A 26,190-nucleotide genomic window follows, 5' to 3' on the forward strand; every position below is an offset into this window, starting at 1 on the left:
ACATGGCGTACCAGACACGCCCCGCACCCTGAGAATCAGATCAGATCAGCCGTAGAGCAAACGTGCGGGCCACATGACGATCTGCGGGAACAGCACCATCAGGAACATGACCGCGAACTGCACGGCCATGAAGGGCAGCACGCCGCGCGTCACATCGTCCATCTTCATGCGGCCCACGCCCGCCACCACGTTGAGCACCGTGCCCACGGGCGGGGTCACGAGCCCGATGGAGTTGTTGATGATGAACAGCACACCGAAGTACACCGGGTCAATGCCGGCCGCCTTGACCAGCGGCATCAGCACCGGGGTCAGGATCAGGATGGTGGGCGTCATGTCCATGGCGGTTCCGACAATCATGACCAGCACCATGATGGCCATCAGCAGCAGCGTGGGGCTGCCCAGCAGCGGCTCCAGCAGGCTGACGACTTGCGCGGGCAACTGCGCCACGGTGATGAGCCAGGCCGAGACCATCGCAGCGGCAACCAGGAACATGATGACGGCCGTGGTCTTGGCCGCTGCGAGAAAGACCTCGTACAACTGCTTGATGCTCAGCTCGCGGTAGATGACACCCGCGACGAACAGCGCGTAAACCGCCGCCACCACGGCCGCCTCGGTCGGCGTGAAGACGCCCATGCGCAGCCCCACCAGAATGATCACCGGCAGCATCAACGCCCAGCCGGCCTTGCGCATGGCCGACCACACTTCGCCAGCCGAACGGCGGGGCGGGGTTTCGAGTTGCTCGCGGCGTGTCACCCACCACCAGGTGAACCACAGGCCTGCACCGAGCACCAGCCCGGGGAAGATTCCGGCCAGGAACAGTTTGCTGATCGATACGTTGGCGGCCACACCAAAGATCACAAAGCCGATGGACGGCGGGATGATGGGGCCGATCACGCCGCAGGCCGCGATCAGGCCGCCGCTACGTGCCTTGTCATGCCCGGCCTTGACCATCATGGGCAGCAGCAGGGCCGTGAGCGCCGCCGCATCGGCCACGGCCGAGCCCGACAGGGCCGACAGCAGGCAGGCGGCAATGATGGTCACATAGCCGAGGCCGCCTCTGATGTGGCCAACGAGCGCCATGGCAAAGTCGACGATGCGCCGGGACAGGCCCCCGGTGTTCATCACCTCGCCAGCCAGCATGAAGAAGGGCACCGCCAGCAGCGGAAAGCTGTCGGCACCGTTGATGACGTTCTGCGCCAGAATCTGCGCGTCGAACATGTTCATGTGCCACATCAGGGCGGCGCCACAGAGCAGCAGCGAGAAGGCGATAGGGACGCCCAGCGCCATGGCGGCAAGCAGGGAACCGAGGAAAACAGCGATGGTCATGATGCTTTTCCGTCAGTTCATTGCACGGGCTTGGGCACGTCAATGGGCTCCTCTTCGGACTCCCGAATGCCAATCAGCTCATCCTCCGAGAGCTGGTCACTTACCAGCCGCCAGAGGTGGTTGAGCAGAATCACGGCGCCCGAGACGGCAAACACCACCCCACAGCCGTAAAAGAGGGCCATCGAGGTTTCCATTGCGGCGCTGGTGGAGTCCCAGTTGATCTTGACCTGGTCCAGCGAGCCCTTGAAGAGCAGCCAGCAGATGAACAGCATCAGCACATGGCCGATGACCAGGCAGGTTTTCTTGCCTCGCACCGACAGGCGGGAGACCAGGGTATCGGTGCCCAGATGGCTCCCTTCATTCAGGGCCACGATGCCGCCCAGGAACGTGAGCCACACGAACAACCAGCGCGACAGCTCTTCGGACACCGCAATTCCGGAGTTGGCTGCGTAGCGCAGCACCACGTTGGTGAACACCAGCACCACCATCAGCGCCAGGCTGGCAACCATCAGCCAGGACAGCGCCTGACAGTACTTGTCTATTAATTTCTGGATCACGATTTGTCTCCTGAATTTACCACGAATCCATAATGTACGAACTGGTTAGTTTTATTTGAATCAGTGAAAACCCTGAGCCCTTGGCCGTCCAAGGGCCGGGAACAGCGAACGGCCGGCTTACTTGCGCACGAAGCGCACAACGGTCTCGACCACGCTGTCGCGCCGGGCGGCGATGACTTCGGGCGAGCGCGTGTCGCGCTTGAAAATCAGGCTGAAGGTGTGCTCGTTCGAGACATTGAAAAAGGTCAGGGCCGAGATCGTGGCGTGAATGTCCAGCGGGTCCAGGCCGGCGCGAAACACGCCCGCCGCCACACCCCGGTCGTAGAGGCTGCGAATCGCCTGGATGGCCGGGACGTTGAGCTCCTGAATGATCTTGCTCTGCGCCAGGTACTCGCCGCGCTGCATGTTTTCCGACATCACCAGCCGGATGTAGTCCGGGTTGCTCCTGTGGTGGTCGAAGGTGAAGGCGGCGAGCCGGCGCAAGGCTTCTTCCGGCGCCAGGTCTTCCAGATGCAGCCCGGCCTCGATGCTGCGCATGCGGCGGTAGGCGTCCTCCAGCACCGCGATGTACAGCCCTTCCTTGCTGCCGAAGTAGTAGTAGATCATGCGCTTGCTGGTACGCGTGGCGGCCGCAATCTCGTCGATGCGCGCGCCGCTGAGCCCCTTGCTGGCGAACTCCGCTGTGGCCACTTCCAGAATGCCTGCCATGGTGCGCGCCGGGTCGTTGGTGCGGGGCGTTGGTGACGTCGTGGCCGCAGACCTGGCCGCTGCTTTGGCGGCGCGGACAGAATGTACTAACTCGTTCATTCCTGAAGTATAGGGGGCCATGCGCGGACATAAAAGCGGCCATCCAGAGAAAGGTCACAGTTCAGTACATCCCGTTGCCCACACCAGCGGGACGGTCAGCTTGTCGATCACGGCGCGGGTGTCCGGCCGCACGCCACGCCACCAGACAAAGGCCTCGGCCGCCTGTTCGGCCAGCATGCCGACGCCATCGGCCAGCTGCTTCACACCGGCGTTGCTGGCCAGCCGCAGGAACGGGGTAAGCCCCTTGCCATAGGCCAGCTCGTAGGCCAGGCAGTTCGGTGCAAACACGGTAGCGGGCACCGGCGGCAGCTCGCCGCGCAGGCTGGCGGACGTGGCGTTGAACACCACATCAAAGCTCTGCCCGACCAGCTCCACGTAGGCACAGCCGCGCACCCGGCCCTGCCGCGCGCCGATGGCCGCCAGCTCATGCGCCTTGTCGATGCTGCGGTTGGCAATCACCAACTCGGCCGGGTCCTGCCCCAGGAAGGGCAGCAGCGCGCCCCGGGCGGCGCCACCGGCACCCAGCAGCAGCACGCGCTTGCCCTTGAGCGGGCAGCCCAGGTTGTGCGTCACGTCGCGCAGCAGGCCCACGCCGTCAAAGTTTTCGGCCAGCACGCGCTCGCCGTCAAACTTCATGGCGTTGACGGCGCCGGCCAGCTGCGCCCGTTCAGAGCGCTCGGTGGCGTAGGCAAAGGCGTCGAGCTTGAACGGTGCGGTGATGTTCAGGCCCAGACCGCCCGCCGCGCGAAAGGCGTCGACGGCACCAGCAAATCGGTCAAGCGGCCCTTCAATCGCGGTGTATTCAATGTCCTGCCCGGTGGCCTGCGCAAACATGCCGTGGATCAGCGGCGATTTGCTTTGCTGGATGGGGTTGCCAATAACGGCATAACGGTCAGTCATGTGAGGGGTCCTGTGTGCGTGCTTGGGTCAATCAGAGTTGGCTGACGGCGTCCTCGGCGTACAGCACGCCATCGCTGAGCAAGGCGTCAATGTCGTCCGCGCTGTACCCCAGGTCGCTGGCAATACTGCGGTTGTGCTGGCCCATCAGCGGCGCAGGCACTGTGACGGTGGTGTCGCAGCCTGAAAAATTGAACGGCAGATTGGGCAACCTGATCTTGCCCAGCACCGGGTGCTCTTGCTCAATCACCATGCCTCTGGCCTGAATTTGCGGGTCGTTCAGCACTTCTTCAATGTTTTGCACCTTGGCGCTGGGCACGTCAATCGTGTCCAGCGCGGCCAGGCACTCGGCCACGGTGCGCGCCGCCACCCAGGCTTTGGCCAACGCCAGTATTTCGACCCGGTTCTGGTTGCGCCCGTCGGCATTGTGAAAGCGTGTATCTGCAGCCAGTGCTTCGCCGCCTACAACCAAGGCAAAGCGCTTCCAGGCGTCGTCCACCTGTGCGGCAATCACCAGGTGGCCATCGCTGGCGGTGAACACGCCGTACAGCGTGCTTTGGGGCATGTCGTGCCCGGTTTGCTGCGCAATCTCTTTGCCGCCCGAGAGCGTGTAGCACTGCACCGCATAGTCGTGCATGGACACCAGGCAGTCGTACAAGGACAGGTCAATGTGCTGCCCCCTGCCCGATTTGACGCGGCCCAGCAGCGCCGAGCACACCGCGGCCACACCATGAATGCCGGTGTACATGTCGCCCAATGAAACGCGCAGCAGCGGCGGCGTCTGGCCGGGCTCGCCGACCATGGCCATGATGCCGCTCTTGGCCTCGGCAATCAGGCCAAAACCGGCGCGATGCGCGTCGGGACCGGTGTGACCGTAAGCGGACACCGAGCAGTACACCAGACCGGGGTTGCGCCGGGACAGTTCTTCGTAACCCAGGCCCAGTTTTTTCAGCGCGCCGGGGCGGTAGTTCTCCACAAACACATCGGCCGTGTCGGTGAGCTTGTGCATCATCGCCAGACCGCGCGGGTCTTTGAGGTTGATGCACAGGCCTTGTTTGCCCATGTTCTGCTGCAAAAAGTAGCCGCTTTGGCCGTTGATGAAGTACGCGTGCTGGCGCCCGGCATCACCTGTGGTGGGGCGCTCCACCTTGATCACCTCGGCCCCCATGGCCGCCAGGCAGCGCGACAGGTAAGGCCCGGCCAGAAAGTGGCTGTAATCGATGACGCGGATGCCCGTCAGCGGCAGCGCTTGGGTTGCTTTATTCATAACAAAATCCAGTGTTAGCCCTTGTATTTATTGCGCAAATAGCTACAAATTTCATAGCAAATCTCTGTTTTGAATGCTGGCAGCAGTGGGACGGCGCGGCACCATGAGGCGGTGCTCGCCTTTCTGCACCACTTCGCCGCGCTGGTTGATCAGTTCGGCGGGCAGCACCACAATGCCCCAGCCTGGTTTGCTGCTGGACGGCCGCATGCTGCCGACGTGAAACTTCACATGCAGCGTGTCGTTGATCTTGATGGGCAGCACAAAGTCCCAAGTCCAGCCCAGCGACATGCCGGGCAGGAAGCGGTACTCGCTCTGGGTTTTCAGGCCGTCGGCGACCGACTGGCCCATCAGCCCATGTGCCACGCGGCAGCCAAAGTGCGAAGCCTTGGCATAGGCTTCATCCACATGCACGGGTGTGAAGTCGCCAGTGAGTTCGGCGTAGGCGTCAATGCGCTCGGCGGTGACGGTGTAAGTTGGGCTGGTGCAGGCGTCGCCGACTTTGGCATCGTCCCAGTATTTTTCAGGGGTGGCGAACTGGATGTTGGGTTTGGACATGGGAAGGGTCTTGTCAGTCGATGAATACGATCAGGCACGCGGGTTGACGGCGAGCACTTCAGCCACGGCATTGCCGCTGGCCTGAATCAACTCGATGGCCAGACCGTCGGGCAGCTGCAGCCAGTTGCGGCCTTGCGGCAGCGCTTTCACGCCCCAGCCGCTGGCGTTTCGCAAAGCGGCCTCCAGGTCGCTCACCATGATGCCGAGGTGCGCCAGCCAGCCCGCGTCGTTGGACGGCGGCGCTTCAAAGCCGGGCGTGGCCATCAGCTGCAGGCCGCCCACCGTCCAGTACTGGCGGGGCGCCTCGGCCGGGCCATCGATTTCACGCACGGTCATGCCCAGCACCTCGCGGAAAAACCGGATATGCCAGTGGATGTCTTTCACGCGCACGGCGACATGCTCAACGTAGGATTGGTTCGAAAAGGTCATGGTTTGTCAGTCCTGAAATTCAGCGGGCCAGGCCCCGCTCTATGCCCTTGATGCAGGCCACCAGGGCCTGGTTGACCGGGGTCGGCACGCCGCACTTCGCACCCTGGCGCACCACGGCGCCATTGACGTAATCGACCTCGGTGACCGAGCCTTTTTCCAGGCTTTGCAGCATGGACGCCTTGAACTCGGGGGGCAGGCCCTCGGCCGCCTTGACCCAGGCGTGGCGCGGCTCGGTCGTGTCCAGCCGGATGCCGCTGGCGCGGGCGACGGCCATGGCTTCGGCCACGGCGGCCACGGCGCAGGCCCCCACTTCAGGCACCTGGTACAAGCCGCCATAAGGCAGACCGGTGATGCCGCTCAAGGCGCCCGTGGCCACGTTGACCAGCAACTTGTCCCACATGGTGCCCAGGATGTTGTCGCTGACGGTGGTCCGCAGCCCGGCCTGGTTGAAGGTCTTGGCAATGGCGCGTGCGCGGTCGGTGATGGCGCCGCTCAGCTCGCCAATATGGGTCTGCTTGCCGCGCGTGCCGGCCAGCACATGGCCCGGTGCCAGCTGCGTGCCGCCGACATAGGTTTTGCCGGCCAGCACGCGCTGGCGGCCCACGATCTCGGCCAGGATGTCCTCATGGCCCAAGCCGTTTTGCAGCGACAGCACCACCGTGTCGGGCCCCACCAGCGAATGGGCGTCCTGCATGGCCTGACGGGTGTCGAAGGACTTGACCAGCACGATCACCAGGTCCACCGCCCCCGTCTCCATGCCCACGCCCTGGGCCGTGGTGGCGGCGTGCACCGGCACGCTGCGGTCGACACCGCCATCGCGCAGGATCAGTCCCCGGCTGTTCATGGCCTCGACCTGCGCGGCATTGCGGTTGATCAGCCAGACCTCATGGCCGGCCTCGGTCAGCACGCCGCCGATGGCACAGCCCAGCGCGCCGGCGCCCAGAACACAAATCTTCACTACAAGCTCCTTCGTGGTTCAGGAGCGCATTCTGGGCAGACCCGTCCATGCTGTCCATGCAATGGGTGCAATACATATCATTGCAAAACGCAATAGAGATAGACAATAGAGGGTATGGACAAGGACCTTGATTTGCTCGATATCAAGCTGCTGCGCCTGCTGGACCAGCTTTACACCACCCGCAGCGTCACGCGTTCGGCCGAAGCCCTGGGGCAGAGCCAGCCCACGGTCAGCATCTGGCTGGCCCGCTTGCGCAAGCAGCTGAACGACCCGCTGTTTGTGCGCACGGCCGAGGGCATGCTGCCCACGCCGCGCACCGATGCGCTGATGGGCACGGTGCGCGAGGTGCTGGGCGGCCTGCAGCGGCTGGCCGAGTCCGGCGTCGAGTTTGACCCGCCGACCGCCCGCCGGCGCTTTCGCATTTGCATGACGGACGCCAGCCACATCACGCTGCTGCCGCGGCTGCTGTCGCACGTTCGGGCCGTGGCACCAGGCGTGGCACTGGAAGCCGGGCGCATTGACGGCGACCTGGCGCGCGCCCTGCAGGCGGGCGAGGCCGACCTGGCGCTGGGCTATCTGCCCTGGCTGGACGCCGGCTTTTACCAGCAGACGCTGTACGGCCAGGACTGGATCTGCCTGGCCAACGCCCGGCATCCCCGGGTAGTCAGCGAGTCGGGTGACGACTGGAACCTGGACGTCTACCAGGCCGAGGCGCATATCGCCATCAGTTCCGGCACCGGCTACCAGCTGCTGGACAGCGCCCTGGCCTCACACCAGGTCTCGCGCCGGGTGCTGCTGGAGTTGCCGGGCTTCCTGGGCCTGTCGGCCATTTTGTCCACCACCGACCTGATCGCCACCCTGCCCCGCCACATCGGCGAAACCCTGGCCCGCTCTACCGGGTCAAGCGGCCTGCGCGTGCTGCCCTGCCCGTTTGAAATCCCCGGCTTCACCGTCAAGCAGTACTGGCACGCCCGCTACCACCACGATGCGGCCAACCGCTGGCTGCGCGGCGTGTGCGCCGAGTTGTTCATTAAAAGTGGCTCTAGCCCTTGAAAACAAAGCGTTATTAGCTATTAGTTTTGATGCGTCCTGGGTTTTCAACCAAATGGGCAGATTAGCTAATAGACCTTTATAATGCCCATTAAGCACTTAAGATATGGACATATCATGAGCTGGAATATCGCCCAAGCCAAACAGCAGTTTTCTGAGGTGGTGCGCTTGTCCGCACAAGAACCTCAAGCCATTTACAACCGCGAAAAACCGGTCGCCATGCTGGTCAACGCAACCGAGTTTGAACAATTCAAGCAATGGCGCAGCGCACAGCGTGAGTCTTCGTTGACGGCACAGTTCGACGACCTGAGAGCAGCCCTGCGAGAAGCTGGACTGCAGGGGCTGGATCTTCCCGCACGAGGGGCGGCAGAGCGACCCAACGCTTTTTTACAAATGCTCGAGGAAGAAGCCGTGAGCAACATCGCGCCCCCGCGTTGAAAGCCCGCCATGCAACTGGTCGACACCAATATCCTGAGCGAGTTGATGCGTCAGCAACCCGATGCGGGCGTGCTGTCATGGCTGCAGAGCCGCCAACAGCTAGCACCGCGCCTGACGATCTCAGTCATCACCGTTGACGAGATCATGTTCGGCCTGACGTGGCGCCCCACCGCTCGCCTGCTGGCCTGGTTCGATGCCTTCCTGATGCGCCATGAAGTCTTGCCCGTGACCGCTGACATTGCCGGACGTGCAGGTGAGTTGCGAGGTCAGTTGCAGACGCGGGGCCACATCCGCACCCAAGCCGACATGCTGATTGCGGCCACCGCCCAAATTCATGCTTTAACCATCGTCACCCGCAACGTGCGCGACTTCGATGGCTGCGGCGTTGGGGTGTTGAATCCATTTGTGGCGTAGCTGCGATACCGTTTAGTTAAGCCGTTCACCCTGAACGGAGTGTGGTGACTAACTGAACTGTATTGGGCGTAGCCGGGGACCACCACCGTGAGCTGAAGGCCATCAGCATCGATGCCGTTCAGCGTGTGATGGACACAAACTTCTTGCGCACGCATCGTCAACGTGATGGGTTACAACGCCTCCAGGGCTGTGCTGAACATGCTTGCCGCTCAGTTAAGCCCTTGCCCTGGTTTGTCATCCCGGACTCGATCCGGGATCCATGGATTGCGGGTCGAGCCCGCAATGACAAGTCAACGTTTTGCCATTCCGGCTCATGGCGAATAACTGAACAGTATTGCCTCTAGCCCAGACAACATGGTCGCAACAAGCTATTGATTTGATAGCGTCCTCGACCATGCGCTAACGCAGCATCATGTGCCCAGCTGGCCCGCACAGGCCTCGCCCGACGCGCCGACACGGTTGCTTCACATGCAGCCTTCCTGGCGATGGGAGCTCAGCAGCAGGTTGGGGCAAACTGAAAACGCTCTGTTTTTAATAGCTCGTTTCGCCCGTTCCACCTTGGCCATAGGCCGATTTCATATAGAAATGGCGTGTTGCACCAAGACTGCTGTCGGCCAAGTGCGGACATTAACGACCCGTGGATAGGCGATGCGACTTCAACGCAATGCCCGCTCTCACACCTTTTCGAACGAAGAGGATTGGTAGGAAATATTCCAGCGAGGCTGGCCGCCTACGGCAAGAGTGAGTTGGAAGCGCTCGGGCGCTTCCGAACGACGCTCCGCCAACGGGATTTCCGTGATGGTAATCGGCGCCGCCATCTTTTGTTGTATGCAATGTGCAGTTACGGCCTCAACAAAACAACACACGCGGTCAAGCATCGCTTGTACAAATTCCGTGACTAGCTGACCGGCGACGAGGGGCTCGACTGCGACGATGTTCGCGCCAGAAGTGTCATACGTGACGCGTGGCAAGGACCAGTTGTTGTGCTCAAGGTCGATGCGACTCTTGATAAGCCGCTCTGACCACGTCTGCCGGCTCTTCTCTAGATAATCTGCCAGCAGCGGATCAGTTGCCTTCAGTGCAGCAATACCGCGTTCAAAGGCAGGTTGCTGCTTGAACATGAAGCCGATGTCTACGCCAAGCTGCGTCGTGAGTCCCTGCATGCCTTGCTTGATGACGCGTGCGGCGCTGTTCAGGAAGTGCTCCACCTGCTTCCTGAGTTCCTTGTCGATGTTCTCGTCAATGTGGATTGCCACACCTTGCCGACGTACGACTTCCCCGGCGGCGACTTTGCGCGCGTGTCCTGCCCAGAGCTCGGATATTTCTTTAGCCGTTGTTCGCGCCGTGAAAAGCGAGGTGGGGACGAAGTCAAAAGCCTTGTCGAAGCTTTCGCGCGCTACAAGATCGGAATAAACGGCGTCGCGCAGCCGCATGAGGCCCATGAACAGACGCGCCATGAAGGGCGACGCAGAGCCCTCGTCGGCGAGCTTCTGAACAATCCACTGACTCTGGGGTTGCTTTACCAGCATGTTTGACCGTTGCTGAAACCGAGTCAGCATGTCGTCAAAATCTGCCGGCGTAATTGGTAGGACATACGAAATTTGCAAATCGTCCGGCCGGGTGACAACTCCGGCCTTCAGTATGTCATGCCTCCCGAAGAACGGCAGCAGGCCGAGCAGTGGCAACTTACCCTTAAGAAGGATCGTGCCTCCGTCCTGCCATGGGATAAGTTGAATCGTGGCCAAGCGCTGCCCGCGCCGGTCCGTGATCTGGAACGGTGGAGCCGGCACAAAGCGGTCTTGGTACTGATTGCTTGGAACGGGATTTAGGTTGCCCTTGAGGTCGTACTGATAGCCGGAAATCACCACAGCCGTCTTCGGTACGCCGTCCAGAAATTCGGTGAAGTTGGAAAGCTTCGCGCCCGGCGAGAAGATGCCAAGGTGCGCGACAACAAAAGACATCATCTTGTTAAAGGTGAACATGCCCGTTGGCCTCAGGACAATCACGACGTAGACCGCCGGTATGTAGTTGTTGAGCGCACCTTCTGCCGGCGGCAGATAGTCGCCGCTCAGTGACTCTCCAGGGAACTGCGCCGCATACTGGATCGCGCCCATCGAGGCAACGACGATCATGTCGGGCCATTCCCTGCTCGGAGTCGCGGCGTTGAGCCGCTCAAGCTCTTCGGCAAAAGCCTCCAGCGGCAAATCCGACCTCTGAGCGTAGATCACGCCGAGTGTTACGGTCGTCGTCGGCGTATCCAGCTTCGGTGCTGGCGATTTCTTCAACCGCTTCGCGCGTGCAACGCGCGCGTAAGCTGCCCGGAAGTTGTCGATCATCAGGCCGTCGGTCGCGTCAACAACGACTGCGGCGGAATCCGCCGGTATTTGCGCAGGAGCCGCAGCCGGTGCCTTTTCCTTCGCCGCGTACACGACGGCTGCAAAGGTATCCGACACCGCGCCGTCGCCATCGACAACGCTGGCAGACGCTACCTTGTACGGCCAGCCGACATACCGTTCGATTCCCGCTCGTAAGTCGGCTGAAAGCGTCCCTGCGCTGACGGCGGCGACCTGGCGTCCAGTCTCAAGGACCTCTTGGGCGATTGCCATCGCACGTGCTCCTAAGTCGGTTGGTGCATGCCTAGAGAGATTTGAATCCCACGCATATGCGGCCAACGATTCTAGGTCAAAGCGGCCCACTCCTCGGTGAGGTCCGCTTTGGCCCAAAGCGGTAGCTCAAGATGGAGCCGGGGTTTGTCTGCGCCACCCGGCATGCCTCGTTGCATCTTCCGCTCGAAAAGTGCGAACATACTACTGTTATCCGCTTTGAATCGAAGTCTGATGGGTACCTTGTTGGTGGCTCTGCAATTCGGCCTACTTTTCGTGCTGGCAGCGTTAGCGGCACCTGCGGTTTTGCAGGGCATCGTTCCCGCAGGAGCGTTGATGATGGCGGTGATCTCCGTCGCGCTCGTCGTGTGGGCGCTTGTTCACAACAGGCCGGGGAACTTCAACATCCGCCCTACTCCCAAGCTTCGGGGCGTTTTGGTTACAACCGGGCCCTATCGGTGGATTCGCCATCCCATGTACACGGCGGTGCTTCTGGGCGCAGGAGCGCTGGCGTGGACGTCCAGCTCCTTCATAGGGTGGGGTACATGGTCAATGCTGGCAATTGTCCTGCTCATGAAATCAACACTCGAAGAGCGATGGATGCGCGAGAAACATCCTGGGTATGCCGCCTACGCTCTCAGGAGCAAACGCTTTTTGCCTGGGCTGTTTTAAGGACGGCAGGCAACTATCCAGTTATAGGTAGAGGGCCCCGGATCAATCCGGCTTGACTTTTACCGCCTGAATCACCTTGCCCCATTTCTCCTGCTCGACGCGTTGAAAGGCGGCCAGCTTTTCGGGCGGGCCGCCCACCGGCACGGCGCCCAGGTCGGTCAGGCGCTTGGCGACGGCCGGTTGCTTGAGTGCGGCGTCCACTTCAGCCGACAGGCGCTTGACCAGCTCCGGTGGCGTGCCGGCGGGCGCGTGCTGCCTTGCCCGCTAGCCATCCCGGGATTTACCGTCAAGCAGTACTGGCATGCCCGCTACCACCACGATGCGGCCAACCGCTGGCTGCGTGGCGTGTGCGCCGAGTTGTTCATGAGAAGTGCCTCCAGCCCAGACAGTACGGGTGCAAGTAGCTCCTGATTTGATAGCGTTTTAGGCTGTGAACTCACGCAGCAGCATGTGGCCGGCTGGCCCGCACAGGCAGCGCCCGACGCGTCTACACGGTTGCTTCACGTGCAGCCTTCCTGGCGCTGGGAGCCCAGCAGCAGGTTGGGGCAAACTGAAAATGCTCTGTTTTTGATAGCTCGTGGCACCCGTTTCACCTGGGCTATAGGCCGATTTCATAGAGAAATGGCGTGTTGCACCAAGACTGCTGTCGGTCAACGCCCAACGGTAAAGCGTGCATCGCCGAGGGGCGAGAAAAAACTGAAATGGTCATCCAGTTTTCGCGAGTGCCCCAGAGCGCCCGACCTTACTAGTGATATGTGAGGCAAATAGGGCTTAAGGAACGACATTGCTAAACTGGTATAGGACCAAAGAGCTTATTAGACCCTTGCGGAGAACAATCGTGGGATTCTTTTTCAGCACAATTTAAAGGTTACGCACACATGCTTACTAAAGAAATTACTCAAGCCCAACGTCTCGTGCGTACCGATGCTTACCAGATGTCAATCGGTGAGATTGTGAGCATGTACGAAACTGAAGAGATCATCATCGATCCGGAGTTTCAACGTCTGTTTCGATGGGATATTGGTCAGAAATCAAAACTCATTGAATCGTTGCTGCTCGGCATCCCTCTTCCCTCTATCTTCGTTTTTGAAAAGGGGGATGGAAAATGGGAGCTAATTGACGGACTTCAAAGGATTTCCACAATTTTGGAGTTCATGGGGCAATTAAAAAACCCAGAGGGAGGCAAGCAGGCACCGTCGATCCTGGAGGCGACAAAGTACCTTCCTTCTCTGCACAACGTAGTATGGGAATCCTCAGACAAAATTACCAGCGCTTCGCTTGAAGAGCAGGTCGCACTAGAAAAGAGTTATCAATTAGCGATTCGACGGGCACGAATTGGCGTCGAAATTCTCAAGAGGCCCAGTGATGATCAAACGAAATATGACTTATTTCAGAGACTCAACGCGGGTGGTACACAGGCAAATCCCCAGGAGCTTCGTAATTGCATTATGTTGATGGTCAACGGAGACTACTTTCGAGCCATAAAGGCAGCAGCTGAACGTCCAGCCTTCACCACTGTGATTGACGTTTCGGAGGAGCAGACTGAGAGACAGCGCCATATGGAGTTGACCGTCAGGTTCCTCGTTCACGCGAATCTGCCCTATGACGGAATACTAGACGTAGAGGAGTTCATCGATGACGGAATCGTCAAGCTTGCCACATCTGGGGATGCGATTAAAGTCATACAGGTGATGAATCAAACCTTCGACTTGCTGAACGCCGCTGGAGGCCGCGATGCACTTCGGCGATTTGACGGTGATCGGCACGTAGGAAAAGTTGGACTGGTTGGCCTGGAAGGAATTGCGGTGGGAGTGGCAAAGAACCTTGACGATATTCTTGCCCAAGCTGATCCCATTGCTTTTGTACGGCAGCGACTACAAGACTTCTGGCACCAAGCCGAGGCCAACAGCTTCACGTCGCCGGGACTGCGTGGAACCACCCGAATACAGCGTACTGTCCCATTCGGTGCACGTTGGTTCCGCCCATGAGTAAACCGCGAACTGAAGCGGACCTCTCGCATCAGCTTGTTGAAGATCGTACATGGCGCATCAGAGAAATTTCCGACCTGAAGTCTGCGATTACTCGTGCAGATACCATCCAGAAGAAAGTTCTTCTCAGAGCGCTAGTTACTATCTGCTATGCCCACTGGGAAGGCTATGTTCGCTTTGCAGCCCGAAAATATCTTGAACACATAGCGCTTCGACAATTCTCCTATGGCGAACTCAATCGCCAGTTTTTGCGCAATTACTTTCTCCCTCGGCTTTCATCACTGTCTTCATCAAGAGGAAGCGTGACAGAGCTGTGCTCGTTGATCGACGACATTTTCGATGCAAGTAATCTTAAGTTCTCGAGAGTGAATCACGACCTCGTCAACACGCGCTCCAATCTTAGTTTCGACGTATTTTCAGATATTTGCTTAATCTGCGGCCTCTCGATAGATAGCTACCAAGACGAGCAAACGTTTATCGACGTCATGCTGCTAAAAAGGCGTAATGCAATAGCTCACGGTGAGGACACATTTGTCAGCGTTGAAGATTTGGTGGAACTCGTAGACAAGACAATCAACCTTATGCGTAGCTTTGGCGACGCTCTTGAAAATCGCATTTACCTTAAAGGCTACAAGGCCGTGTCGTAGACAGTACCGACAAACTTTGTTGGTGTCTACAAGCACCACTGATGGGTGAACGCAGATCGACAATGTCTGCTCCTAGCTGATAGCTCCACTGCTCCAACCAAACGTGAGTGCCCGCTTCCGCTGCAGCGCAGACACCCAAGCTGGAAGGATTGATCGACCGGCTTTGGTCGCATTCGCTCATTCGAAAAACAGCCTCACACTCCATTGATCTTGAGGTAAGAACAAGCCTCCAGCCCTTTAAATTAGGGCGCAAACGGCTACTTAATTGATAGCAAACTGCAGGGACAGGCCGGATCAATCCGGCTTGACTTTCGCCGCCTGAATCACCTTGCCCCATTTCTCCTGCTCGACGCGTTGAAAGGCAGCAAGCTTTTCGGGCGAACCACCCACCGGCACGGCGCCCAGGTCGGTCAGGCGCTTGGCGACGGCCGGTTGCTTGAGTGCGGCGTCCACCTCGGCCGACAGACGTTTAACGATGTCGGGCGGCGTGCCGGCAGGCGCGTACAGCGCATACCAGGACGAGGCTTCAAAGTCCTTCATGTTGAGCGCCTCGCTCACGGTGGGAACATCCGGGTACTGCGGCAGGCGCTGCGCGGTGGTCACGCCTATCATCTTGAGCTTGCCGCTTTTCACAAACGGCGTGCTGGTTAGCAAGGTGTCAAACATCAGCTGCACCTGGCCCGCCACCACATCGCCAATCGCCGGGCCGGAGCCTTTGTAGGGAATGTGGGTCATGAAGGTGCCCGTGCGGTGCTTGAAGTATTCCGGCACCAGATGGGATGAGCCGCCGTTGCCGGCCGATGCGAAATTGACCTTTCCGGGGTTGGCCTTGAGGTGTTTGACGAGTTCCGGCAGGGTGCCCACCGGCAGCACCTGCGGGTTGACGACCACGACGATGGGCACCGTCACCACCAGCGACACCGGAGCAAAATTCTGGTTGGCATCGTAGGGAATTTTCTCGTGCAGCTTGGGGTTGATGGCCATGGTGCCTATGCTGGCCATCATCAGGGTGTAGCCATCGGCGGGGGCTTTGGCGGCCTCGCCCACGCCAATGAAGCCGTGGCCGCCCGCCTTGTTTTCAACAACCACCGGTGTTTTCAGCGACTCGCCAATGGCTTGCCCCAGCACGCGCGCCGTGATGTCGGTGGGGCCACCCGCCGGGAAGGGCACGATGATGCGGATGGGTTTACTAGGCCACGGGGCTTGGGCCAGCGCGGGGCCGGCGATGCAGGCAAGGCCCGCCGTCACGGCACAGGCCATCAGTGTGCGGCGGCTAGGGGTGATCTTCATGCGTTCAGTCTCCTTGGGTGATCTGGCTGGATTTGAGGGATTCGATTTCTGCGGCGCTGTAGCCGACTTCCTGCAGCAAGGCGGTGCTGTGCTCGCCCAGGCGCGGCGGGTTCAGGCGAACGCCGGGGCGCTCGCCGTCCAGCGTCAGCGGCAGCAGCGGCACCCGGGTGGCGCGGCCATCGGGCAGGGTCAGCGGCGCCAGGCCGCCTGTGGCATTGAGGTGCGGGTCGTCAAACAGGTCCTGCGGGCGCGTGATGGGGGCGAACGGCAAGGCATTCTTTTCAAACACCGCGCTTAAGTTCGCGGCGCTGTACGCCGCCAGGCGCGAACGCAGCACGGGCATCATCCATTCGCGTGCCCGCACACGGTCATTGTTGCTGGCAAGACGCGGGTCGGCCTTGAGGTCTTCAAAGCCGAACGCGTCGCAAAAGAGCGCCCACTGCGTGTCGCTGACCGCCGCCAGAAAAATCTGCTCGCCGTCTTTGACGGTGAACACGTCATACACCGCCCAGGCCGAGATGCGGCTGGGCATCGGGTCGGCGGCCTGGCCCGTCACGGCGAACTGCATCATGTGCTGGGCCACGAGGAGCACATTGTTCTCGAACAGGGCAGCCTGCACTTCCTGCCCCTTGCCGGTCTTCGCACGCGAGGCCAGCGCAGCCATGACACCGATGGCGCCAAACATGCCGCCCATGATGTCGTTGACGCTGGTGCCGGCGCGCAGCGGGTCGCCCGCGCGGCCCGTCATGTAGGCCAGGCCGCCCATCATCTGCACCACTTCATCGAGCGCGGTGCGGTGGTCGTAGGGGCCTGGCAGAAAGCCCTTGTGGCTCACGTAAATCAGGCGCTCGTTCAGCCTGGACAGGCTGGCGTAATCAAGCCCGAGCTTTTTCATGGTGCCGGGCTTGAAGTTTTCACTCACGACGTCGGCCGTGGCGATCAGCCTTAAAGCCGCTTCCTTGCCTTGCGGCGTCTGCAGATCGAGCGCAATGCTTTTTTTGTTGCGGTTGAACAGCGCGAAAAAGCCCGCGCCCGAGCCGAGCAGCTTGCGGGTGTTGTCGCCCGCGATCGGCTCGACTTTGATGACCTCGGCCCCCAGATCGGCCAGCACCATGCCGCAGGTCGGGCCCATCACCATGTGGGTGAATTCGACCACGCGAATACCCGCCAAAGGTAGTTGTTTCTGCGCTTGTTTTTGTTCAGACATTCACGGTTCCTTGTACAAAGCCCTTGGGCAGTCCTGCTTCCGGTGTCATGCCGTACAGGGGCTCGCCCGGCAAACCCGCCTGCAGGGGCGCGCGCGCGGCCATCAGTTGTTCAAGGTTCACGCCCGTGCGGACGCCCATGGCCTCGAACATGAACACCAGGTCTTCGGTGACCACATTGCCGGAAGCGCCCGGCGCATACGGGCAGCCGCCGAGACCGCCCAGCGATGCGTCAAACGTGCGCACGCCTTCGTCATAGGCCGCCAGGCAGTTGGCCAGGCCCAGGCCGCGCGTGTTGTGCATGTGCGCCGCGCCGGCCTGGCTGCCGATCTCGGCGTGCAAGCGCCTGAACAGGCGCCGCACCTGCGCGGGGTTGGCGTAGCCGGTGGTGTCGGACAGCCCTGATTCGTCGGCCCCGGCGGCAATGCACTGGGTGGCCAGCCGGATCACCTCATCTTCCGGCACATCGCCTTGCAGCGTGCAGCCAAAGGCCGTGGAGATGCCAGCCTCGATCCTCACGCCGGGCGCGATCTCCTTGCGCAGGGCGGCGATGCGGCGCACCTCGTCGATCATTTCTTCACGCGTCTTGCGCACATTGGCCAGCGAATGCGCGGCGCTGGCCGACACCGGAATCGTCAGCTTGTGCACGCCGGCTTCGAGCGCGGCCTGCGCGCCGCGCAGGTTGGGCACCAGGGCCATCACGGTCAGGCCCGGCAGGGTCAGCGCGTGTTTCACCACTTCGGCGGCGTCGGCCATTTGCGGCAGCAGCTTGGCCGGCACGAACGAGCAGGCCTCGATCTCGCGCAGGCCGGCGTCATACAGAGCGGTGATCCAGCGCTTCTTGTCGGCTGTGGGCATGGTGGCCTTGACCGACTGCAGGCCGTCGCGCGGACCGACTTCGCTGATCAGCACATGGGGCTCAGGGTTGGCTTGCATGTTTTTTGATATTCTGTAAGATAGAACAATATTCTTTCTAATGAAATAATGATGCATCCCCTGCATACTTGTCAAGCCACCCCCTAAAGGTTTTCCCATGCCCCGCAAAGCCCAGACTGAATCCGTCGCCGACACCCACGCCGCCCCCGGCGGCGCCGCAGCGGTAGACCGTGCGCTGACCCTGCTGTCGGCTTTTCGCCCGGGTGATGCGTCTTTGAGCCTGGGCGAGCTGGCCAGCCGCACGCAGCTCTATAAAAGCACCGTGCTGCGGCTGCTGGCTTCGCTGGAGCATGCCCGGCTGATGCAGCGCCTGGATGATGGGCGCTATGGCCTGGGCAGCGAGGTGGCCCGCCTAAACGCCATTTATGCCGCCTCGTTTTCACTCGACCGGCTGGTGCTGCCGGTGCTGCGCGAGCTGGTGGCCGCGACCGGCGAAAGCGCGGCCTACCATGTGCGCCAAGGGCAGGGTTCGGGAATGGTGCGGCTGTGCCTGTACCGGGTGGATTCACCGCACCCGGTTCGCGACCACCTCAAGGCCGGTGATGTGCTGCCCGGCAACCGTGGTACGGGCGCTCGCATTTTGATAGCGTTCGACGCAGAAATGGCCAGGGCCACGGGCGAAAACGGCGCCAAAAACAAGCCGCTGTACGCCAAAATCCGCGAGCAAGGTTATTACGCCGCCGTAGGTGACCGGCTGGCCGAGGTGGCGGGCATTTCGGCTCCGGTCTTCAAGGCCGACGGCACGCTGGCGGGCGCCCTCACGCTGACCATGCCGGCCTCGCGCTACAAGGCCCGGTACGTCAAACCAGTGCTCGAATCAGCGCGCAAACTCAGCGGCCAGGTTTGATTACGCCGATAAAAGTCACGGATTAAACAAATTTTCGTTAATTAATCTTTGCTTAAGTATCAAATACAGTAAGGGGATGGAAAAATCCCGCCCCGTCCACCCGGCCAGTCCGCAGCGCGCCATCCGCGCCGTGCTGTTTGACGCCTATGGCACGCTGTTTGACGTGTACAGCGTGGGCCTGCTGGCGGAGCAGCTGTTTCCCGGCCACGGCCAGGCTTTGAGCGTGCTGTGGCGCGACAAGCAGATTGAATACACGCGCCTGGTGACCACCAGCAACCACGGCACGCACTACCAGCCCTTTTGGGAGCTGACGCGCGCCGGCCTGCGCTACGCCTGCAAAAAGCTTGAGCTGGCGCTGACACCCGAGCGCGAGCAGCAGCTGATGAACCAGTACCGGCATCTGTCGGCCTTTCCTGAAAACAAGCCGGTGCTGCAGGCGCTGAAAGAGCGCGGCATCGTCACCGGCATCTTGTCCAACGGTGATCCGGCCCTGCTTGAGGTGGCTGTCAAATCCGCCGGACTCGAGGGCCTGCTGGACCATGTGCTCAGTGTCGATGGCATCCGCAAATACAAAACCCATCCCGACGCCTACGCGCTGGGCCCGCAGGCCACCGGCTTTGAGGCACGGCAGATTGCTTTTGTCAGCTGCAACAGCTGGGACGCGCTGGCCGCCACCTGGTACGGCTACCAGACGCTGTGGGTCAACCGCTATCACTTGCCGTTTGAAGAGCTCGGCACGCAGCCGGTGTACACCGGCAGCAACCTGCGCGATGTGCTGTCCATGCCCGGCCTGCCGCAGCAAAAAATGCCTGCCTGAGGCGCCTGATTTCACATCCTCATTTCATTTTTCACAAGGAACCACAACATGACGACCGACACCGCACGCACCGCCAGCCACCGCCTCCAGGTGGCGACCGGGCTTTACCGCTTTATTGAAGACAAGGTGCTCCCCGGTACCGGCGTGGCCAGCGATGCATTCTGGAAAGGCTTTGACGCCATCGTGGCAGACCTGGCGCCGCAGAACATTGCCTTGCTGGCCGAGCGCGACCGCCTGCAAACCGAACTCGACGCCTGGCACAAAGCCCACCCCGGGCCCATCACCGACATGAAGGCCTACCGCGCTTTTCTGGAGAAAATCGGCTACCTCGTGCCCCAGCCCAAAAAGGTCAGCATCACCACGGCGAACGTGGACGCCGAACTGGCCAAGCAGGCCGGCCCGCAACTGGTGGTGCCCATCCTGAACGCGCGCTACGCGCTCAACGCCGCCAATGCGCGCTGGGGCAGCCTGTACGACGCGCTCTATGGCACCGACGTCATCGCCGAGACAGACGGCGCTGAAAAGGGCAAGGGCTACAACCCGGTGCGCGGCGCCAAAGTGATTGAATACGCGCGCTACGTGCTGGACCGCACCGCACCCTTGACAAAAGGCTCGCACATCGACTCGACCGGCTACGCGGTCAAGGGCGGCAAACTGGTTGTCACGCTCAAGGGCGGCAAAAAGGGCTTTGAAACCACCACGCTCGAAGACGCCGGCCAGCTCATCGGCTACCAGGGCAAGGCATCCGCGCCGTCATCCGTGCTGCTGCAGCACAACGGCCTGCACATCGACATCCGGATAGACCGCGCCACACCGATTGGCAAGCTGGATGCGGCTGGCGTCTGCGACCTCGTCGTCGAAGCGGCGCTGTCCACCATTCTCGACCTCGAAGATTCGGTGGCGGTGGTGGACGCCGACGACAAGGTGCTGGCCTACAGCAACTGGCTCGGCATTTTGCAGGGCACGCTGACCGAAAGTGTGACCAAGGACGGCAAGACCTTCACCCGCGGCCTGAACCCCGACCGCGAGTACACATCGCCCAAGGGCAAACCGCTGGCGCTGCACGGCCGCTCGCTGATGTTCGTGCGCAATGTCGGCCATCTGATGACCAACCCGGCCATTCTTTACACCGCCGCGGACGGCAGCACCCGTGAAATTCCCGAAGGCATCCTGGACGCGATGATCACCACCACGATTGCCATGCACGACCTCAAACGCAAGGGCAAGCCCGGCATCAAGAACTCGCGCAAGGGCTCTGTGTACATCGTCAAGCCCAAGATGCATGGCCCGGCGGAGGTCGCGTTCGCGGCCGCGCTGTTCAGCCGCGTGGAAAAAGTGCTCGGCCTGCCCGACAGCACCGTCAAGCTCGGCATCATGGACGAAGAGCGCCGCACCAGCGTCAACCTCCAGGCCTGCATCGCAGCGGCGGCCAGCCGCGTGGCCTTCATCAACACCGGCTTCCTGGACCGCACCGGCGACGAGATGCACACCGCCATGCAGGCCGGCCCGATGATCCGCAAGGGCGACATGAAAACCAGCGTCTGGATTAACGCTTACGAAAAGAACAACGTGCTCGTGGGCCTGGCCTGCGGCCTGCGCGGCAAGGCGCAGATCGGCAAGGGCATGTGGGCCATGCCCGACCTGATGAAGGCCATGCTGGAGCAAAAGATTGCCCATCCCCGGGCCGGCGCCAATACCGCCTGGGTGCCCAGCCCCACGGGCGCCACGCTGCATGCGCTGCACTACCACCAGGTCAAGGTCAGCAAGGTGCAGAAGGAGCTGGAGAAGACCGATGCCAACAAGGAGCGCAACAACCTTCTCAATGGGCTGCTGCAAATCCCCGTCACGGCCACGCCCGACTGGAGCGCAGAGGCCAGGCAGCAGGAGCTCGACAACAACGCCCAGGGCATCCTGGGCTACGTGGTGCGCTGGATCGACCAGGGCATCGGTTGCTCCAAGGTGCCCGACATCCACAACGTCGCCCTCATGGAAGACCGCGCGACGCTGCGCATCAGCAGCCAGCACATCGCCAACTGGCTGCACCACGGCGTGGTGACGAAGGACCAGGTGCAGAAAACCTTAGCCCGCATGGCCGCCGTGGTCGACGGCCAGAACGCCGGCGACCCGCTGTACAAGCCCATGGCCGGCAACTTCGACAAGTCCGCCGCCTACAAGGCCGCCTGCGACCTGGTGTTCAAGGGCCTGGAGCAGCCCAGCGGCTACACCGAGCCGCTGTTGCATGCCTGGCGGCTGAAGGTCAAGGCCGGGGCGGCTTGAACGGGTCAGCACATAAACGCTATCTATTTGATAGCTATTTGCACAGTGTTTACAAGGACTAACAGCCGGTTTGGCTTGAAAATACGGTGAGAAAAAAACGGCGCCCTCGGGCGCCGTTCTCTTTCATGGCACTGTGGAGCTGCCTCAGACCAGGAAGCGTTGTGCCAGTAGCGCCCAGTAGGCCGCGCCCAGGGGCAGGTTGGCGTCATTGAAGTCATAGCCCGGGTTGTGCACCATGCAGGCGCCGACGCTGTCGCCATCGCCATTGCCGATCAGCAGGTAGCTGCCGGGCACCTGCTCGAGCATGAAGGCGAAGTCTTCGCTGGCGGTGAGCGGGCGGGCATGCAACTCCACGCGATCCGCACCCACCAGTTCCAGCGCCACCTTGCGGGCAAATTCGGTTTCGGCCGGGGTATTGACCAGCACCGGGTAGCCGCGCCGGTAGTCGATGCTGGCGCGCACGCCAAAGCTCTCGGCTTGCGCATGGACCAGCGCCTTGATGCGCTGCTCCAGCAACTCGCGCACGTCCCGGTCGAGCGAGCGCACGCTGAGCTGCAAGCTCGCGGTTTGCGGGATCACGTTGCCGGCCTTGCCGGCGTTGAGCGCGCCCACGGAGACTACGGCCGTCTGCAGTGGGTCGACGTTGCGCGACACAATGGTCTGCAGCGCCATCACGATGCTGGCCGCCGCCACCACGGGGTCAACCGCGTGGTGCGGCAGCGCACCGTGGCCGCCTGCGCCTTCGAGCGTGATGCTCACATTGTCGGACGAGGCCATGGCCGCGCCATCGCGCAGCAGCAACCGGCCCTGCGGCTGGCCGGGCATGTTGTGCATCGCAAAGACCGCGTCGCACGGGTACTTGGCAAACAAGCCGTCATCCATCATCTTTTTGGCGCCGCCCAAGCCTTCCTCGGCAGGCTGAAAGATCAGGTTGAGCGTACCGTTGAACTCGCCTTTCTCGGCCAGGTACTTGGCCGCGGCCAGCACCATGACCGTGTGGCCGTCGTGGCCGCAGGCGTGCATCACGCCGGCGTGGCAGCTCGCGTGCGCAAGCCCGGTGGCTTCGACAATCGGCAGCGCGTCCATTTCGCCGCGCAAGCCCAGCCGTTTGGTGCCGCTGCCGCGCCTCAGCTGCCCGACCAGGCCGGTGCCGCCCAGGCCGCGTTCCACCGCATAACCCCATTGCGCGAGCCGCTCGGCGACGAGGTCGCTGGTGCGGTGCTCCTGGAAACCCAGCTCGGGGTGGCGGTGGATGTCGCGCCGCACCGCAATGAATTCATCGGCCTGCGCGTTCAGGGCATCGAGTACAGCATGCATGGTGGCGGCCTTTACTGCGGCTGCAGATTGATGCTTTTGGCCATGGCGCGGAACTTGGCGGTTTCGGCCTCCAGCAGCTTGCTGGCCTCGACCAGGCTGTTGGTTTTGGCGACTTCCGAGCCGGTCGCCTCCAGCGCCTTGCGCACCTCGGCGTCCTGCATCACCTCGGCCAAGGCCTTATGCAGGCGCACCGCCACATCCTCCGGCGTGCCCTTTTTGACCATGATGCCGGCCCAGATCTGCTGGTTGAAATTTTTCAGCACCTTGCCTTCGCCAAAGGCGGGGATGGTGCTGTCGAGCTTGCTGCGCTGGTCACCAACCCAGCCCACGAGCTTCAGCCGCCCCTGATCGGCCAGGCCGCGGTAGCTGGTGGCATAAGGCAGGATGGCAATGTCCACATTGCCGCCGCCCATGTCCTGCAGCAGCGGGGCACCGCCCTTGTACGGCACATGGGTGACGCGGATGCCGGTCTGCTGCGCCATGCTTTCGGTCACCAGGTGGTACATCGAGCCCACGCCCACGCTGCCGTAAGTCAGGCCCTTGCTGCCGGCGCTTTTGCCCAGTGCCACGATCTCGTCGATCGAGTTGGCCGGCAGGTCCTTGCGCGCCAACATCACCAGCGGGTTGACGGTGAGCTGGGTCAGCAGCCTGAAGTCTTCGGCGCGCAGCTTGACCGCGGCATTGGCCAGCGGCGACAGGATCACCTCATTCGGCGAGCCGAGGAAAAGCATGTAGCCGTCGGCCGGGGCATTGAGCACCTTTTGCGCGGCCAGCGCGCCGCTGACCCCGCCGAGGTTGTCCACGATGACCTGCTGGCCCAGCGCCTTGCCGAGCGGCACGCTGATGGCGCGCGCAATCGCGTCCGACAGGCCGCCCGCCGGGTAGGGCACCATCAGGGTGAGCAGCCTGGACGGGTAGGGGTCGGCCGCCGTCGCGGCGCCGGCCAGCAGCAGACCCGCCAGCAGCGTGCCGAGTTTTTTGGTCAATGCGAGTGGTGCGTTCACGTTGTCTCCTGTCAAACAGTGGATGGGGGTTGCACGGGTGATACAGGCAAATACTAGAAACCCCCGGGATATTTGTCTAATGCATAATTTTTGTGATTGTCAGCAAAATAACTCATTACCAAGACAAAGCCAATGAACCTGAGACAACTGGAACACCTGCTGGCCGTGGCGGAAACCGGCTCGTTCAGCCGCGCCGCCGAGCAACTGCACCTGACGCAGTCGGCCCTGAGCCGCAGCATCCAGGTGCTGGAAGACGAGTTGGGCGCCCGCCTGATCGACCGCACGGGCAAGCGCAACGAACTCACCCCATTGGGCGAGGCTGTGGCTGTGCGCGCCCGGCGCATGGTGTTCGAAGCGGCCGAGCTGCGCCGCAGCGCCGAGCTGCTCAAGCAGGGCAGCGTCGGTGCGATCCGCGTCGGGCTGGGCTCGGGGCCGGGCGCGATGCTCACGACACCGTTTCTGGTACACATCGCGCAGCAGCACCCGGACGTACGCGTCAGCATCATGTCCGGCGCCATTGAACTGCAGCTGGTTCAGCTGCGCCAGCGCACGCTGGATGCACTGGTGGTCGAGGTGCGCAACATTGCGCCGGCCCCTGACCTGACCATTGAGCGCTTGGCCGAAATGCGGGCCGGCTTTGTCTGCCGCCGCGGCCACCCCTTGCTGCAGGTCGGCAGGCCAGTGTCTTTTGACGACATGCTGCGCTACCCGCTGGCCTCGACGCCGCTCAGCACGGAAGTGGCGCATGCCCTGGTCAACCGCTTCGGGCCGCGGGCCGACCCGCAGCAGGCCGTGAGCCTGCGTTGCGACGACATCACGAGCCTGATCGAGACGGTCAAGGCCTCGGACGCGGTCTACCTTGGCATCCTGGCAGCCGCACGCGCCGGCATCGAGGCGGGCCAGCTCGTCGAACTGGCGACCGACCCCCAGCTGATCAACGGCCCGCTCTTTGCGTTCGTCACGCTGGCCGGGCGCACCGAGGCGCCGGCTATGGGTTTGTTCCGCCAGTTTGTGGCTGAGCGGCTGCGCGACTGAGACGCCGATACAGGCCTGACGATTAGCGGGCGGCGGCTTGCGCTGGCTTGGCGGAAGCCTCGGTGCGTTTTGCCGGCGCGGCGGCTTTTTTGGCTTCAGCCGTGGCCGGCGCGGCAGGAACAGCCGCCGTCTTCACCAGGCCCAGCGGCGGCACGAAGGCAATGACTTCCTGCCGGCCATTCTTGACGGCGACCATGAAGCTCAGGCGGTCCAGATCGCCCTTGCCATCAAATTCGGTGTACATCAGCGCGCCGGGGTAGCGGTCGCTGTTGACCTTGAGCCCACGCATCGCATCGGCAACGGCCTTGCGATCGAGCTTGCCGGCCTTTTCAATCGCGGCCTTCAGGATGTAGATGCCGGAGTAGCCTTTCATGCCGTTGTGGTCGGACACATATTTGTACTCTTTCTCGAACTTGGCGCTGAAAGCCCGGATCGCCGGCACCGGCGCATCGACCGTCAGGCCCACGTGCGCCACCGCACCGTTGGCGGCCTCGCCGGCCAGTTCAATCACTTTTTGCCCGGTCAGCGTGGTTTCGCCAATGATGGGTTTGTTCCAGCCCTGCTTGCGCAACTCGCGCAGGGCGCGGGCCGACTCTTCCTCGTTGGTATAGACGAAGACGCCCTCGGCATTGCTCTGCTTGGCTTTCAGGACGGCGGCGGAAAAATCCACCTGGCCGGAATCCGTGGAGACTTCGGCGGCAATGGCCGTGGGCGAGTGCTCCAGCGCCTTTTTGATCATGTCCAGGCCGCCCTTGCCGAAGTCGTTGTTCACGTAAATGATGGCAATGCTTTTGAGCTTGGCCTGCTCGCTGATGTAGCGGGCGACCTTGGGCATGGCCGTGGCCTGCGTGAAG

Annotated in this window: 26 protein-coding genes; 10 read left to right on the plus strand and 16 right to left on the minus strand. The window is 61.8% G+C overall.

Translation table 11 applies throughout. From position 1 onward, the window contains the following. Nucleotides 1-45: 45 nt before the first annotated feature. The 8 genes from V6M61_RS10930 to V6M61_RS10965 all read right to left on the minus strand — a co-directional run bounded on the left by V6M61_RS10930 (nucleotide 46) and on the right by V6M61_RS10965 (nucleotide 6,796). Nucleotides 46-1,326 carry a TRAP transporter large permease subunit gene (locus V6M61_RS10930; RefSeq protein ID WP_332776603.1) on the minus strand — a complete coding sequence of 427 codons (1,281 nt, stop codon included), beginning with the start codon at nucleotides 1,324-1,326 and terminating at the stop codon, nucleotides 46-48. A 17-nt stretch (nucleotides 1,327-1,343) separates the two neighbouring features. Further along, nucleotides 1,344-1,883 (minus strand): TRAP transporter small permease, encoded by a 540-nt coding sequence (locus tag V6M61_RS10935; RefSeq protein WP_332776604.1) that lies wholly within the window; start codon nucleotides 1,881-1,883, stop codon nucleotides 1,344-1,346. Between the two features lie 117 nt (nucleotides 1,884-2,000). Beyond that, nucleotides 2,001-2,690, minus strand: a complete 690-nt coding sequence (locus V6M61_RS10940; protein WP_332776605.1) for a TetR/AcrR family transcriptional regulator — start codon at nucleotides 2,688-2,690, stop codon at nucleotides 2,001-2,003. A 54-nt stretch (nucleotides 2,691-2,744) separates the two neighbouring features. Then, nucleotides 2,745-3,590 carry a shikimate dehydrogenase gene (aroE, locus tag V6M61_RS10945; protein ID WP_332776606.1) on the minus strand — a complete coding sequence of 282 codons (846 nt, stop codon included), beginning with the start codon at nucleotides 3,588-3,590 and terminating at the stop codon, nucleotides 2,745-2,747. Between the two features lie 31 nt (nucleotides 3,591-3,621). Beyond that, nucleotides 3,622-4,854 (minus strand): CaiB/BaiF CoA transferase family protein, encoded by a 1,233-nt coding sequence (locus V6M61_RS10950; RefSeq protein WP_332776607.1) that lies wholly within the window; start codon nucleotides 4,852-4,854, stop codon nucleotides 3,622-3,624. A 51-nt stretch (nucleotides 4,855-4,905) separates the two neighbouring features. Beyond that, nucleotides 4,906-5,409 carry a MaoC family dehydratase gene (locus V6M61_RS10955; protein WP_332776608.1) on the minus strand — a complete coding sequence of 168 codons (504 nt, stop codon included), beginning with the start codon at nucleotides 5,407-5,409 and terminating at the stop codon, nucleotides 4,906-4,908. Between the two features lie 30 nt (nucleotides 5,410-5,439). Next, nucleotides 5,440-5,838, minus strand: coding sequence for a VOC family protein (locus V6M61_RS10960; RefSeq protein WP_332776609.1), 399 nt, complete (start codon nucleotides 5,836-5,838; stop codon nucleotides 5,440-5,442). A gap of 19 nt (nucleotides 5,839-5,857) precedes the next feature. Beyond that, nucleotides 5,858-6,796, minus strand: a complete 939-nt coding sequence (locus V6M61_RS10965; RefSeq protein ID WP_332776610.1) for a ketopantoate reductase family protein — start codon at nucleotides 6,794-6,796, stop codon at nucleotides 5,858-5,860. Nucleotides 6,797-6,910: 114 nt separating this feature from the next. Here V6M61_RS10965 and V6M61_RS10970 point away from each other — a divergent pair, with 114 nt between their 5' ends. From V6M61_RS10970 to V6M61_RS10980, 3 genes are all read left to right on the plus strand, one after another. Next, on the plus strand, nucleotides 6,911-7,849 hold the full coding sequence (locus V6M61_RS10970) for a LysR family transcriptional regulator (RefSeq protein ID WP_332776611.1): 939 nt from the start codon (nucleotides 6,911-6,913) through the stop codon (nucleotides 7,847-7,849). A 114-nt stretch (nucleotides 7,850-7,963) separates the two neighbouring features. Next, on the plus strand, nucleotides 7,964-8,284 hold the full coding sequence (locus V6M61_RS10975) for a type II toxin-antitoxin system Phd/YefM family antitoxin (protein WP_332776612.1): 321 nt from the start codon (nucleotides 7,964-7,966) through the stop codon (nucleotides 8,282-8,284). 9 nt (nucleotides 8,285-8,293) lie between these two features. Further along, nucleotides 8,294-8,698 (plus strand): type II toxin-antitoxin system VapC family toxin, encoded by a 405-nt coding sequence (locus V6M61_RS10980; protein ID WP_332776613.1) that lies wholly within the window; start codon nucleotides 8,294-8,296, stop codon nucleotides 8,696-8,698. A 674-nt stretch (nucleotides 8,699-9,372) separates the two neighbouring features. On the opposite strand, the gene V6M61_RS10985 is transcribed toward V6M61_RS10980, so the two are convergent. After that, nucleotides 9,373-11,304, minus strand: a complete 1,932-nt coding sequence (locus tag V6M61_RS10985; RefSeq protein ID WP_332776614.1) for a hypothetical protein — start codon at nucleotides 11,302-11,304, stop codon at nucleotides 9,373-9,375. 231 nt (nucleotides 11,305-11,535) lie between these two features. Between V6M61_RS10985 and V6M61_RS10990 the strand changes: the two genes are divergently transcribed. Then, the gene (locus V6M61_RS10990) at nucleotides 11,536-11,973 is read left to right on the plus strand and encodes a methyltransferase family protein (protein WP_332776615.1); all 438 of its coding nucleotides are present in this window, start codon (nucleotides 11,536-11,538) and stop codon (nucleotides 11,971-11,973) included. Nucleotides 11,974-12,015: 42 nt separating this feature from the next. On the opposite strand, the gene V6M61_RS10995 is transcribed toward V6M61_RS10990, so the two are convergent. Next, the gene (locus tag V6M61_RS10995; RefSeq protein WP_332776616.1) at nucleotides 12,016-12,174 is read right to left on the minus strand and encodes a hypothetical protein; all 159 of its coding nucleotides are present in this window, start codon (nucleotides 12,172-12,174) and stop codon (nucleotides 12,016-12,018) included. 677 nt (nucleotides 12,175-12,851) lie between these two features. Here V6M61_RS10995 and V6M61_RS11000 point away from each other — a divergent pair. Both V6M61_RS11000 and V6M61_RS11005 read left to right on the plus strand, forming a co-directional pair. After that, entirely contained in the window at nucleotides 12,852-13,961 is a 1,110-nt protein-coding gene (locus tag V6M61_RS11000; RefSeq protein ID WP_332776617.1) for a DUF262 domain-containing protein, read from the plus strand. Next, nucleotides 13,958-14,608: an MAE_28990/MAE_18760 family HEPN-like nuclease gene (locus V6M61_RS11005; protein WP_332776618.1), complete on the plus strand. Its 651-nt coding sequence runs from the start codon at nucleotides 13,958-13,960 to the stop codon at nucleotides 14,606-14,608. Before V6M61_RS11000 ends, V6M61_RS11005 begins: the two co-directional genes overlap by 4 nt. Before the next feature lie 294 nt (nucleotides 14,609-14,902). On the opposite strand, the gene V6M61_RS11010 is transcribed toward V6M61_RS11005, so the two are convergent. From V6M61_RS11010 to V6M61_RS11020, 3 genes are read right to left on the minus strand one after another with little or no spacing between them, the layout of a single operon-like run. Further along, nucleotides 14,903-15,898: a Bug family tripartite tricarboxylate transporter substrate binding protein gene (locus tag V6M61_RS11010; RefSeq protein ID WP_332776619.1), complete on the minus strand. Its 996-nt coding sequence runs from the start codon at nucleotides 15,896-15,898 to the stop codon at nucleotides 14,903-14,905. A 4-nt stretch (nucleotides 15,899-15,902) separates the two neighbouring features. Then, nucleotides 15,903-17,105 (minus strand): CaiB/BaiF CoA transferase family protein, encoded by a 1,203-nt coding sequence (locus V6M61_RS11015; RefSeq protein WP_332776620.1) that lies wholly within the window; start codon nucleotides 17,103-17,105, stop codon nucleotides 15,903-15,905. Continuing rightward, a complete protein-coding gene (locus tag V6M61_RS11020; RefSeq protein ID WP_332776621.1) occupies nucleotides 17,098-18,039 on the minus strand; it encodes a hydroxymethylglutaryl-CoA lyase in 942 nt (313 codons plus the stop codon). Before V6M61_RS11020 ends, V6M61_RS11015 begins: the two co-directional genes overlap by 8 nt. Nucleotides 18,040-18,136: 97 nt before the next feature. On the opposite strand from V6M61_RS11020, the gene V6M61_RS11025 reads away from it, so the two are divergent. The 3 genes from V6M61_RS11025 to V6M61_RS11035 all read left to right on the plus strand — a co-directional run bounded on the left by V6M61_RS11025 (nucleotide 18,137) and on the right by V6M61_RS11035 (nucleotide 21,980). Continuing rightward, nucleotides 18,137-18,886 (plus strand): IclR family transcriptional regulator, encoded by a 750-nt coding sequence (locus tag V6M61_RS11025; RefSeq protein WP_332776622.1) that lies wholly within the window; start codon nucleotides 18,137-18,139, stop codon nucleotides 18,884-18,886. Nucleotides 18,887-18,962: 76 nt separating this feature from the next. Further along, entirely contained in the window at nucleotides 18,963-19,703 is a 741-nt protein-coding gene (locus tag V6M61_RS11030; RefSeq protein WP_332776623.1) for a haloacid dehalogenase type II, read from the plus strand. 48 nt (nucleotides 19,704-19,751) lie between these two features. Next, nucleotides 19,752-21,980 (plus strand): malate synthase G, encoded by a 2,229-nt coding sequence (locus V6M61_RS11035; protein WP_332776624.1) that lies wholly within the window; start codon nucleotides 19,752-19,754, stop codon nucleotides 21,978-21,980. 144 nt (nucleotides 21,981-22,124) lie between these two features. On the opposite strand, the gene V6M61_RS11040 is transcribed toward V6M61_RS11035, so the two are convergent. After that, entirely contained in the window at nucleotides 22,125-23,297 is a 1,173-nt protein-coding gene (locus V6M61_RS11040; RefSeq protein WP_332776625.1) for a M20 aminoacylase family protein, read from the minus strand. A gap of 11 nt (nucleotides 23,298-23,308) precedes the next feature. Next, nucleotides 23,309-24,301, minus strand: a complete 993-nt coding sequence (locus V6M61_RS11045) for a tripartite tricarboxylate transporter substrate binding protein (RefSeq protein ID WP_332776626.1) — start codon at nucleotides 24,299-24,301, stop codon at nucleotides 23,309-23,311. Nucleotides 24,302-24,433: 132 nt separating this feature from the next. Between V6M61_RS11045 and V6M61_RS11050 the strand changes: the two genes are divergently transcribed. Beyond that, the gene (locus tag V6M61_RS11050) at nucleotides 24,434-25,336 is read left to right on the plus strand and encodes a LysR family transcriptional regulator (RefSeq protein WP_332776627.1); all 903 of its coding nucleotides are present in this window, start codon (nucleotides 24,434-24,436) and stop codon (nucleotides 25,334-25,336) included. 22 nt (nucleotides 25,337-25,358) lie between these two features. Here the strand turns inward: V6M61_RS11050 and V6M61_RS11055 are convergent. After that, nucleotides 25,359-26,190 (minus strand): ABC transporter substrate-binding protein (locus V6M61_RS11055; protein ID WP_332776628.1); only part of this gene is annotated, 832 nt, incomplete at its 5' end.

The organism is Polaromonas sp., assembly GCF_036676035.1.
In the GTDB taxonomy this organism is placed as follows: Bacteria; Pseudomonadota; Gammaproteobacteria; order Burkholderiales; family Burkholderiaceae_C; genus Polaromonas.

Excerpts from the sequence above, each read along its gene's own strand:
- V6M61_RS10990 (WP_332776615.1), top strand. The coding sequence starts at position 11,536 with ATGGGTACCTTGTTGGTGGCTCTGCAATTCGGCCTACTTTTCGTGCTG.
- V6M61_RS10940 (WP_332776605.1), bottom strand. The coding sequence starts at position 2,690 with ATGAACGAGTTAGTACATTCTGTCCGCGCCGCCAAAGCAGCGGCCAGG.
- V6M61_RS10950 (WP_332776607.1), bottom strand. The coding sequence starts at position 4,854 with ATGAATAAAGCAACCCAAGCGCTGCCGCTGACGGGCATCCGCGTCATC.
- V6M61_RS11005 (WP_332776618.1), top strand. The coding sequence starts at position 13,958 with ATGAGTAAACCGCGAACTGAAGCGGACCTCTCGCATCAGCTTGTTGAA.
- V6M61_RS10930 (WP_332776603.1), bottom strand. The coding sequence starts at position 1,326 with ATGACCATCGCTGTTTTCCTCGGTTCCCTGCTTGCCGCCATGGCGCTG.
- V6M61_RS11015 (WP_332776620.1), bottom strand. The coding sequence starts at position 17,105 with ATGTCTGAACAAAAACAAGCGCAGAAACAACTACCTTTGGCGGGTATT.
- V6M61_RS11020 (WP_332776621.1), bottom strand. The coding sequence starts at position 18,039 with ATGCAAGCCAACCCTGAGCCCCATGTGCTGATCAGCGAAGTCGGTCCG.
- V6M61_RS10970 (WP_332776611.1), top strand. The coding sequence starts at position 6,911 with ATGGACAAGGACCTTGATTTGCTCGATATCAAGCTGCTGCGCCTGCTG.
- V6M61_RS10960 (WP_332776609.1), bottom strand. The coding sequence starts at position 5,838 with ATGACCTTTTCGAACCAATCCTACGTTGAGCATGTCGCCGTGCGCGTG.
- V6M61_RS10955 (WP_332776608.1), bottom strand. The coding sequence starts at position 5,409 with ATGTCCAAACCCAACATCCAGTTCGCCACCCCTGAAAAATACTGGGAC.
- V6M61_RS10975 (WP_332776612.1), top strand. The coding sequence starts at position 7,964 with ATGAGCTGGAATATCGCCCAAGCCAAACAGCAGTTTTCTGAGGTGGTG.
- V6M61_RS11040 (WP_332776625.1), bottom strand. The coding sequence starts at position 23,297 with ATGCATGCTGTACTCGATGCCCTGAACGCGCAGGCCGATGAATTCATT.
- V6M61_RS11025 (WP_332776622.1), top strand. The coding sequence starts at position 18,137 with ATGCCCCGCAAAGCCCAGACTGAATCCGTCGCCGACACCCACGCCGCC.
- V6M61_RS11030 (WP_332776623.1), top strand. The coding sequence starts at position 18,963 with ATGGAAAAATCCCGCCCCGTCCACCCGGCCAGTCCGCAGCGCGCCATC.
- V6M61_RS10985 (WP_332776614.1), bottom strand. The coding sequence starts at position 11,304 with ATGGCAATCGCCCAAGAGGTCCTTGAGACTGGACGCCAGGTCGCCGCC.
- V6M61_RS11000 (WP_332776617.1), top strand. The coding sequence starts at position 12,852 with ATGCTTACTAAAGAAATTACTCAAGCCCAACGTCTCGTGCGTACCGAT.
- V6M61_RS10980 (WP_332776613.1), top strand. The coding sequence starts at position 8,294 with ATGCAACTGGTCGACACCAATATCCTGAGCGAGTTGATGCGTCAGCAA.
- V6M61_RS11010 (WP_332776619.1), bottom strand. The coding sequence starts at position 15,898 with ATGAAGATCACCCCTAGCCGCCGCACACTGATGGCCTGTGCCGTGACG.
- aroE (WP_332776606.1), bottom strand. The coding sequence starts at position 3,590 with ATGACTGACCGTTATGCCGTTATTGGCAACCCCATCCAGCAAAGCAAA.
- V6M61_RS11050 (WP_332776627.1), top strand. The coding sequence starts at position 24,434 with ATGAACCTGAGACAACTGGAACACCTGCTGGCCGTGGCGGAAACCGGC.
- V6M61_RS11035 (WP_332776624.1), top strand. The coding sequence starts at position 19,752 with ATGACGACCGACACCGCACGCACCGCCAGCCACCGCCTCCAGGTGGCG.